The organism is Massilia sp. CFBP9012, from assembly GCF_034045115.1.
Taxonomy (GTDB): Bacteria; Pseudomonadota; Gammaproteobacteria; order Burkholderiales; family Burkholderiaceae_D; genus Telluria.
The window spans coordinates 293,904-308,699 of the sequence record NZ_JAXCWM010000007.1 but is presented as its reverse complement, the minus strand read 5'-3'; the positions used below and the strand labels follow the sequence as shown (position 1 = coordinate 308,699).

At 66.9% G+C, this 14,796-nt stretch carries 14 protein-coding genes; 9 read left to right on the top strand and 5 right to left on the bottom strand.

Annotation, left to right across the window (positions count from 1 at the left end; translation table 11 throughout):
• Window positions 1-37 precede the first annotated feature (37 nt).
• The gene (locus SOM61_RS14020; protein ID WP_320474660.1) at window positions 38-1,321 is read left to right on the top strand and encodes a Xaa-Pro dipeptidase; all 1,284 of its coding nucleotides are present in this window, start codon (window positions 38-40) and stop codon (window positions 1,319-1,321) included.
• On the opposite strand, the gene SOM61_RS14015 is transcribed toward SOM61_RS14020, so the two are convergent.
• The gene (locus SOM61_RS14015; RefSeq protein WP_320474659.1) at window positions 1,318-2,241 is read right to left on the bottom strand and encodes a LysR family transcriptional regulator; all 924 of its coding nucleotides are present in this window, start codon (window positions 2,239-2,241) and stop codon (window positions 1,318-1,320) included. The genes SOM61_RS14020 and SOM61_RS14015 overlap by 4 nt on opposite strands.
• A gap of 110 nt (window positions 2,242-2,351) precedes the next feature.
• Between SOM61_RS14015 and SOM61_RS14010 the strand changes: the two genes are divergently transcribed.
• The 3 genes from SOM61_RS14010 to SOM61_RS14000 all read left to right on the top strand — a co-directional run bounded on the left by SOM61_RS14010 (window position 2,352) and on the right by SOM61_RS14000 (window position 5,063).
• The gene (locus SOM61_RS14010) at window positions 2,352-3,359 is read left to right on the top strand and encodes a zinc-binding alcohol dehydrogenase family protein (protein WP_320474658.1); all 1,008 of its coding nucleotides are present in this window, start codon (window positions 2,352-2,354) and stop codon (window positions 3,357-3,359) included.
• Between the two features lie 47 nt (window positions 3,360-3,406).
• Window positions 3,407-4,060, top strand: a complete 654-nt coding sequence (gene nfsB / locus SOM61_RS14005; RefSeq protein WP_320474657.1) for an oxygen-insensitive NAD(P)H nitroreductase — start codon at window positions 3,407-3,409, stop codon at window positions 4,058-4,060.
• Between the two features lie 187 nt (window positions 4,061-4,247).
• On the top strand, window positions 4,248-5,063 hold the full coding sequence (locus tag SOM61_RS14000; RefSeq protein ID WP_320474656.1) for an SDR family NAD(P)-dependent oxidoreductase: 816 nt from the start codon (window positions 4,248-4,250) through the stop codon (window positions 5,061-5,063).
• 37 nt (window positions 5,064-5,100) lie between these two features.
• Here the strand turns inward: SOM61_RS14000 and SOM61_RS13995 are convergent, their stop codons facing one another.
• Both SOM61_RS13995 and SOM61_RS13990 read right to left on the bottom strand, forming a co-directional pair.
• Entirely contained in the window at window positions 5,101-6,249 is a 1,149-nt protein-coding gene (locus SOM61_RS13995; RefSeq protein WP_320474655.1) for a YdcF family protein, read from the bottom strand.
• A 4-nt stretch (window positions 6,250-6,253) separates the two neighbouring features.
• Window positions 6,254-8,770, bottom strand: a complete 2,517-nt coding sequence (locus SOM61_RS13990) for a TonB-dependent receptor (RefSeq protein ID WP_320474654.1) — start codon at window positions 8,768-8,770, stop codon at window positions 6,254-6,256.
• 111 nt (window positions 8,771-8,881) lie between these two features.
• Here SOM61_RS13990 and SOM61_RS13985 point away from each other — a divergent pair, with 111 nt between their 5' ends.
• Window positions 8,882-10,003 carry an ROK family transcriptional regulator gene (locus tag SOM61_RS13985; protein WP_320474653.1) on the top strand — a complete coding sequence of 374 codons (1,122 nt, stop codon included), beginning with the start codon at window positions 8,882-8,884 and terminating at the stop codon, window positions 10,001-10,003.
• Between the two features lie 36 nt (window positions 10,004-10,039).
• Entirely contained in the window at window positions 10,040-11,413 is a 1,374-nt protein-coding gene (locus SOM61_RS13980; protein ID WP_320474652.1) for an MFS transporter, read from the top strand.
• On the opposite strand, the gene SOM61_RS13975 is transcribed toward SOM61_RS13980, so the two are convergent.
• Window positions 11,370-11,894: a GNAT family N-acetyltransferase gene (locus SOM61_RS13975; protein ID WP_320474651.1), complete on the bottom strand. Its 525-nt coding sequence runs from the start codon at window positions 11,892-11,894 to the stop codon at window positions 11,370-11,372. The two genes, SOM61_RS13980 and SOM61_RS13975, sit on opposite strands and share 44 nt — an antisense overlap.
• 143 nt (window positions 11,895-12,037) lie before the next feature.
• Between SOM61_RS13975 and SOM61_RS13970 the strand changes: the two genes are divergently transcribed.
• The 3 genes from SOM61_RS13970 to SOM61_RS13960 all read left to right on the top strand — a co-directional run bounded on the left by SOM61_RS13970 (window position 12,038) and on the right by SOM61_RS13960 (window position 13,723).
• On the top strand, window positions 12,038-12,382 hold the full coding sequence (locus SOM61_RS13970; RefSeq protein WP_320474650.1) for a DUF6152 family protein: 345 nt from the start codon (window positions 12,038-12,040) through the stop codon (window positions 12,380-12,382).
• The gene (locus SOM61_RS13965) at window positions 12,379-12,870 is read left to right on the top strand and encodes a DUF6644 family protein (RefSeq protein ID WP_320474713.1); all 492 of its coding nucleotides are present in this window, start codon (window positions 12,379-12,381) and stop codon (window positions 12,868-12,870) included. Before SOM61_RS13970 ends, SOM61_RS13965 begins: the two co-directional genes overlap by 4 nt.
• 67 nt (window positions 12,871-12,937) lie before the next feature.
• Window positions 12,938-13,723: a glutaminyl-peptide cyclotransferase gene (locus SOM61_RS13960; protein WP_320474649.1), complete on the top strand. Its 786-nt coding sequence runs from the start codon at window positions 12,938-12,940 to the stop codon at window positions 13,721-13,723.
• Here SOM61_RS13960 and SOM61_RS13955 read toward each other — a convergent pair whose 3' ends face one another.
• Complete coding sequence (locus SOM61_RS13955) at window positions 13,724-14,749, bottom strand: zinc-dependent alcohol dehydrogenase family protein (RefSeq protein WP_320474648.1); 1,026 nt, start codon at window positions 14,747-14,749, stop codon at window positions 13,724-13,726.
• Window positions 14,750-14,796: the final 47 nt, after the last annotated feature.

Below are 14,796 nucleotides of genomic sequence, written 5' to 3'. Positions count from 1 at the left end.
AAAGTTGTTATTTACCCATCCACCGCCCGGAGGCTGCTTGAACCGCTTGACCCTGAAAGTCCTGACCCTTTGCCTGGCCGCCGCCGGCCTGTCTTCCGCCCACGCCGCGGATGTCATCATCACCGCCGACCGCCTGCTCGACGTCAAGAGCGGCCGCATGATCCAGAACCCCGAGATCCTGGTGCGCGACGGGAAGGTCGTCAGCCTCAAGCCCGACGCCGCCACGCCGGCCGCCGCCGACGCGACCCGCATCGCCCTGCCCGGCATGACCCTGCTGCCCGGCCTGATCGACATGCACGTGCACCTCGATGCCGACCCGACCTACGGCGGCTACAAGGGCCTGGAATACAACGACCGCTTCTGGTCGGCGCTGGCCGTGGCCCATGCGGGCAAGACGCTCGATGCGGGCTTCACCACGGTGCGCAACCTGGGCGCCTCGGACTGGAACGACGTCGGCCTGGGCCAGGCGATCGCCGCCGGCAAGGTGCGCGGTCCGCGCATCGTGCCGGCCGCCTGGTCGTTCGGCGCGACCGGCGGCCATTGCGACAGCACCTACTTCCCGCCGTCGATGGAAGAGAAGAACAAATACAACGCCGACAGTCCGGACGAAGTACGCAAGTCGGTGCGCGAACTGCGCAAGTACGGCGCCCAGGTGATCAAGGTCTGCGCCACCGGCGGCGTCTTCTCGCGCAACACCGAACCGGGCCAGCAGCAGATGACGCTGGCCGAACTGCGCGCCGCTGCGGAAGAAGCGCACCAGTGGGGCCTGCAGGTGGCCGCCCACGCCCACGGCGCGGCCGGCATCAAGGATGCGATCCGGGCCGGCATCAACACGATCGAGCATGCCAGCCTGATCGACGACGAAGGCATCCTTCTCGCCAAGAAGCACGGCGCCTGGCTGGCCATGGACATCTATAACGGCAGCTACACGGCGGCCGAGGGCAAGAAGAACGGCGTGCTGGAAGATAATCTGCGCAAGGACCGCGAAGTAACGGAGCTGCAGCGCCAGAACTTCAGGAAGGCGCATGCGGCCGGGGTCAAGATGGTGTTCAGCACCGACGCCGGCGTGCACCCGCACGGCGGCAACGCCAAGCAGTTCGCCGTCATGGTCCAGTACGGGATGACGCCGCTGCAGGCGATCCAGACCGCCACCGTCAACGCGGCCGAGGCGCTGGCGCGCAAGGACGTCGGCGTCGTCGAGCCGGGCCGCTATGCCGACATCGTGGCGGTCAAGGGCGATCCGACGGTCGACGTCACCCTGCTGGAAGCGCCAGCGGTCGTGATCCAGGGCGGCGCCATCGTCAAGGGCGGCGCGATCTAAAGACCGCCCAGGCGCTCCAGGGGCTCCAACAGCGGAGCGCAGCGGTCCTTCACGAGCGCATGCAACAGCTTCACCGCGGGCGAGAATTGCTTGCGGTGCGGGCACACCAGGTTCAAGGGGGTGGCTTCGCCGGGGACTTCCGGCAAGATCACCTCCAGCCTTCCCTCCGCTACGTCGGCGCACACATCCAGCCAGGACTTGTAGGCGATGCCTTCGCCGGCGACGGCCCAGCGCCGCACCACGTCGGCGTCGTCGCTGACCAGCGATCCCTTGACCTGCACCATCTGGTCTCCTTCAGGCAGTGGAAAGCACCAGCGGTCATAGATGCGCCCGCGCAGGCGGTAGGCCAGGCAGGCGTGCGAGGCCAGCCCGGCCAGCGTTTGCGGGCGGCCGTGCCGTTCCAGGTAAGCGGGAGAAGCGATCAGCACGCGCCGGTTCTCTGGCGCCACCGGCAGCGCGATGAAGCTGGCGTCGTCGATCTGGCCGTAGCGCAGCGCGATGTCGACCGGATCGCGGAACACGTCCGCCACCTGGTCCGACACCAGCAGCTGGATGTCCAGGCCCGGGTGCGCGCGCCGGAACTCCCCGATCCACGGCAGCAGCACGTTGCGGCCGAAATCCGACGGCGCCGCCACCTGCAAGGTGCCGGTCACGGATGCATTCTCGCCGCGCATGCCCTCATGGCCGTCGCGTAGGGCCTGCAGCGCATCCTGGGCAAAGGGCAGGTAGCGCTTGCCCTCGTCGGTCAGGCGCAGGCTGCGCGTCGAGCGCGCGAACAGGCGCACGTCGAGTTCGCGTTCCATCCTCTGAATCGCCGCGCTGGCCTGGCCGGGCAGCAGGTTCACTTCGCGCGCGGCCTGCGAAAAGCTGCCCAGGGCGGCGGCGCGCACGAACAGCGACAGGTCGTCGAGGCGGATCATTTTCTCTCCCACAGTGAAAGTGAAACCCTGCGGTGGCGCTGTTTCGCGGCCCGGCTCTTCTCTAGAATCGTTGTCACTGTATTGCCCCCACTTTATTCCTGGAGAAGAAAATGAAAGCGATAGTCTATACCCAACACGGCCTGCCCATTGACGACCCGCAGGCCCTGGTCGACACCGAACTGCCCATGCCGCTGGCCGGCCCGCACGACCTGCTGGTCGAAGTGCGCGCCGTCTCGGTCAACCCGGTCGATACCAAGATCCGCCAGGGTTCCGCGGTGAGCGAGCCACGTGTGCTGGGCTGGGACGCCAGTGGCATCGTGCGCGCCGTCGGCGCCAACGTGACCCTGTTCTCGCCTGGCGATGAGGTGTTCTATGCCGGCTCGATCGTCCGTCCCGGCTCCAACAGCCAGTTCCAGACCGTCGACGAGCGCATCGTCGGCAAGAAGCCCGCGAATCTCGGCTTCGCCGAGGCGGCCGCCCTGCCCCTGACGTCGATCACGGCCTGGGAGTTGCTGTTCGACCGCCTGCGCGTGCCGGAAGGCGGCGGCGAAGGCAAGTCGCTGCTGATCGTCGGCGCCGGCGGTGGCGTCGGTTCGATCCTGACCCAGCTCGCGCGCCGGCTCACCAAGCTGACCGTGATCGGCAGCGCCTCGCGCGACGCCACCCGCGAATGGGTGACCAAACTCGGCGCCCACCACACGGTCGACCACACCCGCCGCATGCAGCCGCAGCTCGAAGAGCTGGGCTTCGCCAACGTCGATATCGTGATCAGCCTGACCCATACCGACCGCCATTACGAGGACATCATCGAAGCGCTGGCGCCGCAGGGCCAGCTGGCGCTGATCGACGATCCGGCCACGCTCGACGCGGTGCCGCTCAAGCGCAAGTCGATCTCGCTGCACTGGGAGCTGATGTTCACCCGCTCGATGTTCGAAACGGCCGATATGGTGCGCCAGCACGAGCTCTTGAACCGGGTGGCCGCGATGATCGAGGACGGCGCCCTGACCACCACGCTGGGCGAGCACTTCGGCACGATCAATGCCGCCAACCTGCGCCGCGCCCACGCCCTCATCGAGAGCAACCGGGCGATCGGAAAAATCGTGCTCGAAAACTTTTAAGTCTCAGATCGCTTAAGATCGTTGGATTGACCATCAGAAGGAGCACCATGAATATCCTGTCGGCCGCACAAAAACGCCATACCGCCAAAGCCTACGATGCAGAGCGCCGCATCCCCGAGGAAGTGATGCAGCAAGTGTACGACCTGCTGCGCAACAGCCCGTCGTCGGTCAATTCGCAGCCGTGGCACTTCGTCGTGGCCAACACGCCGGAAGGCCGTGCGCGCATCGCCAAGGCGGCGCAGGGCGGCTTTTCCTATAACGCGGCCAAGATCCTTGACGCCTCGCACGTGATCGTGCTGTGCTCACGAATCGACATGGACGAGGCGCACCTGGAAGCGCTGCTGGACCAGGAACAAGGCGATGGGCGCTTTCGCGACGCTGCCGCACGTGCCGGCCAGGACGGCGCCCGCCGCGGCTACGTCAACCAGCACCGCTTCGGCGGCAAGGACGTGGCGCAGTGGCTCGAGAAGCAGGTCTACCTGGCGCTGGGCACCGCGCTGCTCGGCGCGGCCACGCTCGAGATCAATGCGACCCCGATGGAAGGCTTCGACCAGAAGATCCTGGACGAGGAATTCGGCCTGAATGCGAAAGGCCTGACCAGCCTGGTGCTGGTGAGCTTCGGCTATTCGTCGGAAAGCGACTTCAATGCCGGCCTGCCGAAATCGCGCCTGACGCAGGAAGCGACCTTCACCTTCATCTGATCGTGTGACTTTGCCACCTGCGGGTGGCTTGTGAAAACGGCGTGCAGCGATGCACGCCGTTTTTTTGCGTCCTGCCCTCGGATCGGCCTTACACATGATGGCTCAAATTGAGGGATATACGTCCAGTTGGCCACGCCCCATCTCCGTAGACTGTTTTCATCGACAACGAAACACCAGGGAGAACAACATGAGCACGACCGCACAAGCCACCACCGCCCTGATCACCGGCGCCTCGACCGGCATCGGCGCCCGCTATGCCCAACGCCTGGCCGAACGCGGCTACGACCTGGTGCTGGTGGCGCGCAACCGGCAACGCCTCGAGCAGGTCGCCGCCCGGCTGCGCGCCGAGACCGGCCGCAAGGTCGACATCCTGGTCGCCGACCTCACCCAAAGCGCCGACCTGCGCCGCGTGGAAGAGCGCCTGGCAGGCGATGCGTCGATCACGCTGTTGCTGAACAATGCCGGCCTGGGAGCCACCGCCAGCATGCTCGATTCGAGCGTCGAAGACCTCGACCGCATGATCGCGCTGAACGTGACGGCGCTGACCCGCCTGACGCGCGCCGTCGTGCCGCGCCTGGTGGCGCGCGGCCAGGGCACCATCATCAATATCTCGTCGATCGCCGCCGTCGCTCCCGAGGTGCTCAACGGCACCTACGGCGGCAGCAAGGCCTTCGTGCTGGCACTCACCCAGTCGCTGCAGCACGAGGTCGGCGCCAAGGGCATCCAGGTCCAGGCCGTGCTGCCGGGCGCCACCGCCACCGAATTCTGGGACCACGCCGGGGTGCCGGTCGCGCACCTGCCGCAAGAGATCGTGATGCCCGTGAATGACATGGTCGACGCCGCCCTCGCCGGCCTGGATCAGGGAGAAGTGATCACCATCCCGGCCCTGCCGGACAGCGCCGACTGGGACGCCTTCGAGAACGCCCGCCGCGCGTTGGGGCCAAACCTGTCGCACACCAGGCCGGCGCCGCGCTACAGCGTTGCCCTGACCGAAGCCGCCTGACTGTCGGGGCGACGAGTCGCGAGCCCGATCCTGCGCATCAGGGATCGAGCGGATCCCAGGGATCGACGCGCAGCGAGCGCACCGACGGCGTGAACTCTACCTCGTACGGCGAGTGGCGCTTGCCGACGGTGCCCGGATCGTAGCCGAGTTCCGCCGGATTGCGGGCCGCGAATTCGGGGCTGGAGATGTAGCGGCTCTGGCTTGAATTGGCGACGATCAGCGTCGGCTTGTCCAGCGGCGCGCCCATCGCGTGCAGGCGCCGGGTGGCGTTGCGCAGATTGGTCGTCGTGTGGCGCGCATAGGGCTCGATCACAATGCGCTCGGCGGGAATCCCGAAGCGTTCGACCAGTGTCCTGCGCATCTCCACCGCCTCGACATAAGTCGATCCTTTCGGGTGCACGGCGGCGCCGCTGGTGATGATGAAGGCCACATCGCCCTGCATGAAGCGGCGCGCGGCCAGTTGCAGGTGCAGCTTGCTGCGCGCGCTGATCGACAGCGCCGGATTCTCGGGGCCGACGCCGGGGATGATGATCGCCGAGTAGCGGTAGCGCTGCCAGTCGGTCTTGCCCGCCAGCGCGAACGGCGCCGCGTTGTGGGCTTGGTCGAGCGGCTCGAACAGCACCGCGTCGCGCCGTTCGTTGGCGTCGATCAGGGCGATGGCCAGCGCGATGCTGGGGTCCAGCCGCACCGCCGGGTCGTGCTTGCCGGCGTCTGCCAGCCAGATCGCATCGGCCACCGATGCCTTGAAGCCGGCGCCGTCGACCTTCTCGACGGGGCCGTCGATCATCGGATAGCGTGATTGCGTGCCGAAGCCGTAGGTCTGCAGCACGGCGTTCAGGCCGCGCAGCTCGCGTACCACCTGGGCCCTGGCGCCGTCATCGGCCATGCCGGGTTGCTTGCCGGACGCCGGCGCCGAGGAGGCCCCCGCCGCTACCGCGTCCATCTCGGCATCGGTCCAGGTGGCCGCCAGCAACAGGCACTTTGGCGCCAGCTCGCAGGCGTCGATCCGCTTCCTGCGTTGCTCCAGCACGGCGGCCAGGGTGGCAGGAGCGCGCTCGGGCTGGATCGAGGTCACCAGCGGGAACATGCGGCCCGCCATCAGCGACCAGTGGCGGTCGACCGCGGGTGCGGCGTGCAGGGGGAGTGCGGCAGCCAGCGCTGCCGTGAGCATGAGATGTTTGATCATCGTGTTACCAAGCCTTGCTGATGGAGAAGCGCGCGCTGCGTCCGAACACCGGACGGCCATAGATCGCCACGCTATTGCCCTGGCCCGCCAGGGCGTCGGTGCGGGTATTGCCCTCGGTGAGGCCTTTTTCGTTCGTCAGGTTGTCGCCGGTGAGCTGGAACTGCCAGTCGCCGCGCGTGACGGTCACGCCCGCGCCGATCGTGTGGAACGAAGGCAGCTCGGTCGCGTTGAAGAAGTCGACGTAGCGCTTGCCCATATAGGCCACGCTGCCGTAGACGTCGACCTGGTTGCCGGCGATGCCGAAGCTGTAGCTGGGGCGGATGTTGCCGAACACCTTGGGCTGGCGGATCAGCTGGTTGCCGATGATGCGCGACGGGTCGGCGCCGGTGGCGCTGGCGAAGTCGCGGTATTCGGGTTCCTGCACCGTCAGCGAGGCGTTCAGCACGAAGCGGTCGGTCAGGTACCAGGCGCCGTCGGCCTCGGCGCCCTGCACCACGGCCTTGCCGTAGAACGGCACGGTCTGGTCATTGCGGCCGGTGGCCGGGTTGAAGGCCACGAACGAGGCGTTGAGCGGATCGAAGTTGGTGCGGAAGGCGGTCACGTACAGGTAGGAGCGCCCGAAGTTGGCCTTGACGCCCACCTCGTACTGGTCGGCCTTGGTGGTGAGCACCAGCGGGTCGACCGACGAGGCCACGTTCATCGTCGGCGGCACTTCCAGGTGCGACACGCGCGCGTAGCCGCCCAGGTTCGCGGTGAAGTCGTAGTTGGCGCCCAGGGTCCAGTTGGTGGTGCGCGGCTTGTAGACGTGCGACTGGCGCGCGCCGGTGAAGCGGCGCGTGGTGTCGTCGGCCAGGGTCGTGCCGTCGCCCAGGTTGGCCTGCGCGGTCAGCAGTGCGTAACCGTCGTAGCGGTAACGCTCGGTGCGCACGCCGGCATCCAGGCGCAGCTGGTCGTTCACGGTCCAGGTGTCGTTCAGGTACAGCGCCCCCATGCGTGCTTCGACGTCGCCCTGGTTCAGGGTTGTCGTGTAGCGCAGCACGCCGTTGTTGGTGACCGAACCGAGCACCGCGCCGGACTCCGAATACGCCACCAGGTCGAGGGTGCGCGGCTGGCCCTTCACTTCGATCAGCATGTCGTTGTACACCGACTTGCTGGTGGTGCCGTAGGCGCTGGCATAGAAGCCGGCCTTCACGTCATGGCTGCCCATGCCGGTCTCGAAGGTGCGCGTCAGGTTGACGTCGGCCTGGTGCGAATAGAAGGTGGCGCCCATGGCCCGGTACTGGCCCTGCATCACCAGGCCCGAGTCGCTCGCCGGGTCATAGGCTTGTGCGCCATTGCTGCCGGCGACCGCATAGCCCAGGCGCGCGACCGGCCCGAAGGCGGCCCTGGCGGAGTTCATGAAGCCGTTGGCGAAGGTGTTCGCGTCGGCCGGATTGGAGGTGGAGTAGAAGGCGTCGAAATTGAGCTTGCCGCGGGTGGCGCCGGCCTTGGCCGACAACTGCCAGGCGCCGAGGTCGCCCTCGTACTGCAGGCCCAGGTTGCCGAATTCGAGGTGGCGGCCGTCGGCCAGGTCGCGCGTTTCGGTCTGCAAGGTGCCGGCGCCGTTCAGGTATTGCTGCGGCACGCTGCGCAGGGACGGCGAATTCATCGTGCCGTCGAAATAATCGATGTAGCGGTCGAGCGAGACCGCCGGATTGCGCGGATCCGAGACCGGGATCGGCAGGTAGAAAGTATTGTGGTCGTTCAGGTAGTTGGCGCTCAGCTTCCAGGTGCCGCTGTCCGTCACGTGCTTGATGTTGGCGCGGATCTGGCCGCCGCGGTCGTTCGGGAAGCCGTTGTCGCGGTGGCCGTCGTCCTCGCGAATGAAACCGCCGACGGCGTAATAGGTCTTGTCGTCGATCTTGCCCGACTGGTAGGCATCCAGGCGCTTGAGGCCCGTCGTGCCGACCGTGACCCGGGCCTTGCCCATGGTTTTCTCGGAGCCGGTGACGGTGGTGTTGTTGACGATGGCGGCGGCCTGGCTGGCATAGATCGGCGCCGGGCCGCCGCGCACGATTTCCACGTTCCTGGTCATCAGGTCGTAGCGGTTCATGCTGTCGCCGCGGAAGAAGAAGCCGTTAATCTCGGTCATCAGGGGCAGCCCGTCCTGCTGGAACAGGGCGTAGCCGTCGTCGGTCGGGATGCCGCGCACGCGGGTCACGTTCTGCACTTCGCCGCCGGTGGCCTCGACCTGGATGCCAGGCATCTTGCCCAGCAGGTCGGCCATGTTCAGCGGCGCCAGTTTCTGGATGTCTCCCTGCGACAGCGAGTTCACCGCATACGACACGTCGAAGCGGCGCTGCGGGCGCGCCGAACCGGTGACCACCACCACCTGGGCATCGCTGACGGCATCGGCGTCCTGGCTGGCGGCCGGCGCCGGGGTTGCCGCCGCAGGGGCTTCCTGGGCTGCGGCGCAGGGGCCGAGCACCGCGAGGGCGCCGAGTGCGCAATGCAGCGCGAGGGTCATTCTTGTCTTGATCATGGAATAGTCCTGGATGGAATAAAGTCAACATGAGCAGAATACGGAGCGATTTTGACTGGATTATTTATTACTCGTAAAATAAATAAAATTCATAAACACGAAGACCGGACGATGAAAGCTGCGCGCCTGCATTTGCCCTCCGAAGAGAAACGCCTGCTCTGGCACCTGCGCATGAAAGGCCCGATGCCGCGCACGGAACTGGCGCTGTCCCTGCAGGTCAGCAACTCCGCACTGACCAAGCTGTCGCACAACCTGATCAGCCTGGGCCTGGTGGAAGAACGGGAACCCGCCGAGGCGCCCACGCGCGGCCGGCCTACCATCCCGCTCGGCATCTCGTCCCAGGGTGGTTTCGCCGCGGGCGCGACGGTGCACAAGGGCGTGCTGGAGATCGCCTTGGTGGACTTCTCGGGCGAGATCATCGCGCTCGTCAGCGAACAGATCGGCACGCCGAGCCCGGCCGAATTTTCCGCCATCGTGCAACGCCACCTGGACGTACTGGGCGTGCGCCATCGCCTGCTGGGCCAGCGCTTCTTCGGCATTGGCGTAGGCCTGCCCGGTTCGCCGCGCTCACGTACGGGCGACTCGTGGCATACGGTCAAGGAGCTGCCCGGTTGGAACGACGTGCCGCTGGGGCAGATGCTGGGCGAGGCGCTCGGCACGGCAGTCTTGCTGGAGAACGATGCCAACGCGGCGGCCATGGCCGAGTACTACCTGAGCAGCGCCGGGCGCAAGGCCTCCACCGTGGTCGTGATCCTGCTCGGCTACGGCATCGGCGCCGGTGTGATCGAGGATGGGCGACTGGTCAAGGGCGGTTTCGGCGGCGCCGGTGAAATCGGGATGCTCTATCCCGGCCACCTGCCGCGTCCGAGCACGCTGGACTTGCTGGCGGTGCTGCGCGAAGCCGGCTGCGGCATCGAGTCGGTGGCCCGTTTCGACGAGATCACGGCAGGTTTCGAGGCGGTCGTCGAGGGCTGGCTCGACCGCGCCGCCAGTCAGCTGGAAGTGCTGGTCAACAGTGCGATCGCCTGGTTCGATCCCGAAGACATCGTGTTTTCGAGTCCTTTGCCGGCCTCGGTGGTGGCGCGCCTGGCCGAGCGCCTGAATGCCATGCCGCTGTGCTGGCCCGCCGAGCGGCCGGGGCAGATCCGCATCTCGGCGCTGGGCGGCAGCGCCATCGCGCTGGGCGCCGCGCTGCTGCCGATCCATGCGGCGACGACGCTGGCAGCGGGCTGACATCAGGCTGTCATCCACGCCGGCTATCCTCGCAGGATGCCAGACCTCCGCGCATGCGCCGCCCAGCTGAACCGCGACCGCCACGTCGTCGGCTACGCATCGGGTAACTTCGGCAAGGCGATTTTCCTTGGCAGCATCGATGTCACGCTGCTGTTCCTGCTGACCGACATCATCGGCATGCCCGCGGCAGAGGTCAGCCTGCTCATGCTGATCGTCTTCCTGGGCGACCTCGCGTTCGATATCGGCGCCGGCATGCTGGCATGTCACGCCGACCGGCATGGCATCGGCTATCCGCGCCTGATCGCCTTGTGCGTCCTGCCCTGCGCCTGTGCCTTCGGCGCGCTGTATGCCTTACCGTTCTTGCAGGCGCAAGGCTTCCTCCTCATCGCCACCCTGTTGCTGCTGCTGCGCGGCAGCTACGCCCTGATCGACGTGCCGCACAACGCCCTGCTGGCGCGGGTGACCGTGGACAGCCACGCGCGCGGCCGCGCTTCCGGCTACCGCACCCTGTTCAGCGCCGCCGCCAGCGTGGTCGTGGCCACCGTGATCGCGCCGTCGATGAATGCCGCGGCGGGACCGGCGGCCCCGGTGCGCATGGCGTGGCTGGGCCTGTGGGCGGGCATACTGTTTTGCGCGACCCTGCTGCTGGCGGCATGGTCGTCGCGCGCCGCCGGCCAGCCGCGCGGTGCGCTTGCGCGCCAGGCCCTGGCCAGCGGCTGGTGGCCAAGACACGACCGCCTGTTCGGCGCGATCGCAGTGGTGGCGGTGGTGACCGGCTTCGCGATCCCGATGTTCGGCAAGACCCTGCTCTACCTGTGCACCTATGTGCTGCACGATGCCGGCTTCGCCAGCCGGGTGCTCCTGACGCTGGCCCTGAGCGGCATCGCCGGCGCCACCCTGTGGATTTCGCTGGTGCCGCGCCACGACAAGACCACGCTGCTGGCGCTGAGCCATGGCGTGGCCGCCACCGGCATCGTGCTGTTCGCCTGTGCGGGCGAACACCAGGCGCTGCTGCTGGCATGCGCGGCACTGGCCGGCGTCGGTGTGGCCGGGGTGGCCATGTTGCCCTGGGGGATCCTGGCGGACATCGTTGATTTTTCGGAGTTCCGTTACCGCGAGCGCAGCGAGACGGCGGCGTTCGCCGCCATTCTGGTCCTGCTCAAGGCCGGCGGCATGGCCGCGCTGGCGACGATCGGCTGGACGCTCGGGCAACTGGGCTACGTGCCGGGCGCCGTCCAGACGCCGGCTGTCGTGCTGGGACTCAAGGCACTGGCGTTCGGCGTGCCCGTGCTGGGCTCATGCATCGCCATCCTGGTGCTGCTGCGGCTGGACATCGGCCACGCGATGCACGCGCGGGTACGCCGTGTTAACGGCCTGCGCCGACTGGCGCGCCAAGGCCAGGCGATGTAGTTGGCCCGGCACGGCGCAGCAGCTTTTCCATGAACACCGACTTGAGGTCGACCCCGCAGCGGTGCGGATACAACTCTTCGCGCAGCGACAGGAAGCCGGCGCGTTCGTAGAACGGCACCGCATTGAGCGAGGCCGACAGGAACATGCGGGGCAGGCCCCGCTGGCATGCCATCGATTCCAGCTGCTGCAGCAATTGCAGGGCGATGCCGCGGCCCTGGTGGCTCGGCTCGACGAAGGCGGCATTGATTTCGCCGGTCTCCAGGTTGAGCACGGCGTAGCCGACGATGCGCCCGTCTTCCTCCGCCACGACAGCCCCACCGGCCTGGACCAGCAGCGGCAGCGAGGCGGGCGCCGGGGCGGCGCACCAGAGGTCGATCACCGCAGCCGGGTAATGGGCGGAACAACCGGCGCGCACCGCCCGGGTGCGCAATTCCCACAATGTCGACAGGTCGGCCGGGGTAGCCGGGCGGCGCGATGGCATGGCGTCTCCTTGAACAAAGGCTATAAATGCATGTTACACCGGCCGGAATGGCCATTCCCGTCGAGCAGCCGTGCGCGCTTCACGCGCCGTTCGAGGATATGCTTGACGCATGCATCATCGATTTCTTCACCCGGAGGAAAACAATGAAACGCGCACTTCTGGCCACCGTATTATCGATCGTGGCCGCCACTGCTTCCGCCCACCACGGCTGGAGCGAATACGACGCCAAGCAACCCCAGCAGCTGACCGGCACGATCGAGGAATCCGGTTACCAGCAGCCCCACGGCTTCGTGCGCCTGAAAACGGCGGACAAGACCTGGCTCGTGGTGCTGGCCCCGCCCGGCCGCATGGAAAACCGCGGCCTGGCCAAGGACATGCTGTCGGTCGGCAACAAAGTGACCGTCTACGGTTATCCCAAGCGCAGCAAGGCCGATGAGTTGCGCGCCGAGCGCATCACCGTCGGCGACAAGGTCACGGAGCTGCGCTGAGCTTCGCGCCGGGTTTTGTCCAGGATGCGGCCGCCTGGGCCGCCTCGACGCCGCTGGCCCAGGCCCTGCGCGACGATGCCTGGCTGTATCCGATCGTCGAGATCGTCCACATCGTCGGCTTCACTGCGCTGGTGGGGGCGGCGGCGATGTTCGACCTGCGCCTGCTCGGCTGCGGCCGCAGCCTGCCGGTGCAGGCGCTGGCGCGCCACCTGCTGCCGTGGTCCTGGTTCGGCCTTCTGCTGATCGTGCCGAGCGGCTTGCTGATGTTCTCCACTCAGCCCGAGCTGCTGGCGAACGGGGTGTTCCTGCTCAAGCTGGCGTTGATCGTGGCGGCCGGCGTGAACGCACTCGTCTTTCATGCTGGTCCCTGGCGCGGGGCAGCCCGCTGGACGGATGCTGTGCCGGCCTGGGCCCGGCTGCATGCGGCGCTGTCGCTGCTGCTCTGGATCGCCGTGATCGCGTGCGGGCGCTTGCTTGCCTATGTCTGATGCGCATTCGACAGCGAACTGGCATCCTTCGTGCTACAGTTTGCTGCCGCTTTTTCAGCCAATCACGATGCTCAAACAGTTCTCCATCTTCGCCGTCGCCTGCTCCATCGCCTGCGTGAGCGCCGGCGCCGCCCAGGCCGCGCTGCCGGTCTATGGCTTTGTCGTCAAGAATACCTACCCCCACGATTCCCAGGCCTTCACCCAAGGCCTGTTCTACCGCGACGGCCACCTGTACGAAAGCACCGGCCAGTATGGCCGTTCGACGATCCGCAAGGTGGAACTCAAGACCGGCAAGGTGGTGCAGAAGGCCGACTTGCCGAAGGAGGTGTTTGGCGAAGGCTCGACTGCAGTGGGCAACCACCTGATCGGCCTGACCTGGACCTCGCAGGTCGGTTATGTGTTCGACCTCAAGACCTTCAAGCTCAAGCAGAGCTTCAAGTACGAGGGAGAAGGCTGGGGCCTGGCCAGCGATGCGAAGCAGCTGTACATGAGCGACGGCAGTTCCTTCATCCGCATCCTCGATCCGAAGACGATGAAAGAGCTGCGCCGGGTGCAGGTGATGGCCGAGGGCCGCCCGGTCGACCGCCTGAACGAACTGGAAATGGTCGATGGCGAGCTGTACTCGAACATCTGGGGCAGCGAACTCATCGCCCGCATCGATCCCGACAGCGGCAAGGTGCTGGGGGTGATCGACCTGACCGGCCTGCTGCCGCCAGACCAGCGCGGCACCAAGGAGGTCGATGCGGTCCTCAACGGCATCGCCTGGGACAGCAAGGGCAAGCGCCTGTTCGTCACCGGCAAGCTGTGGCCCAAGCTGTTCGAGATCGAGCTGGTGCCAAAGCTTCGACGTTGATCAGGAGCGGTCGATGACGTCGATCACGACCTTGCCGAAATGCGCGCCGGACGCCATGTGGCGATACGCCTCCCGCGCCTGGCCGAACGGGAACACGCGGTCGATCACCGGCTTGACGCCGCCCACGTCCACGAAACGCATCACGTCTTCCAGCATGGCGCGGCTGCCGACATAGATGCCCACCAGGCGCTTGGCACTGGCCAGCAGCGAGGCCGGATTGACTTCGCCGCCGAAGCCGCTGACGCCGCCGATGACGGCAACCGTCCCGCCCATCGCGGCGCTCGATACCGATTTGTTCACCGTGCCCTTGCCCCCAACTTCCAGCACCACCTGGGCGCCGGCGCCATGGGTGAGGTGCAGCACCTCGTCATGCCACTCGGGAATCGCCTGGTAATTGATTGTGTGGTGGGCGCCCAGCGCGCGCGCCCGCGCCAGCTTGTCGTCGCTGGACGACGTGACGATGGTGCGCAGGCCTGCCGCGCGCGCCAGTTGCAGGCCCAGGATCGAGACGCCGCCGGTGCCCAGCAGCAGCACGGTATCGCCCGGCTTGATGTGGTTGCTGGAGACGAAGATCGCGTTCCAGGCGGTGACCGCGGCGCAAGGCATGGTGGACGCCTCGATGAAGGACAGGCCGGCCGGGACGATGGCCAGCCCGTCCTCGTGCAGGATGACTTCTTCGGCCAGCATGCCGTCGATGTCGCCGCCCAGGCCGTGACGCACTTTGTCAGGCGTCGGTCCGCCTTCCAGCCAGTGCGGGAAGAAGGAACCGGCCACGCGGTCGCCCACCTGCACCCGCGTCACGCCGGGACCGACCGCCAGCACTTCGCCGGCGCCGTCCGAGCATGGGATGACGGGATCCTCGACCGACACCAGGTAGTTGCCGCTGGCGACCATCAGGTCGCGGTAGTTGAGCGAGACGGCATGCACGCGAATGCGCACTTCGCCGAGGCCAAGGTCGCGTTCCGGGTAGTCGATGCACTGGAGGCCGTCGATGTTTGCGCCATGAAGAATCTGGTAAGCCCGCATGCGTAAATCCCCTTCTGGTTGATCGGTACGCGGGCCATTGTACGCGG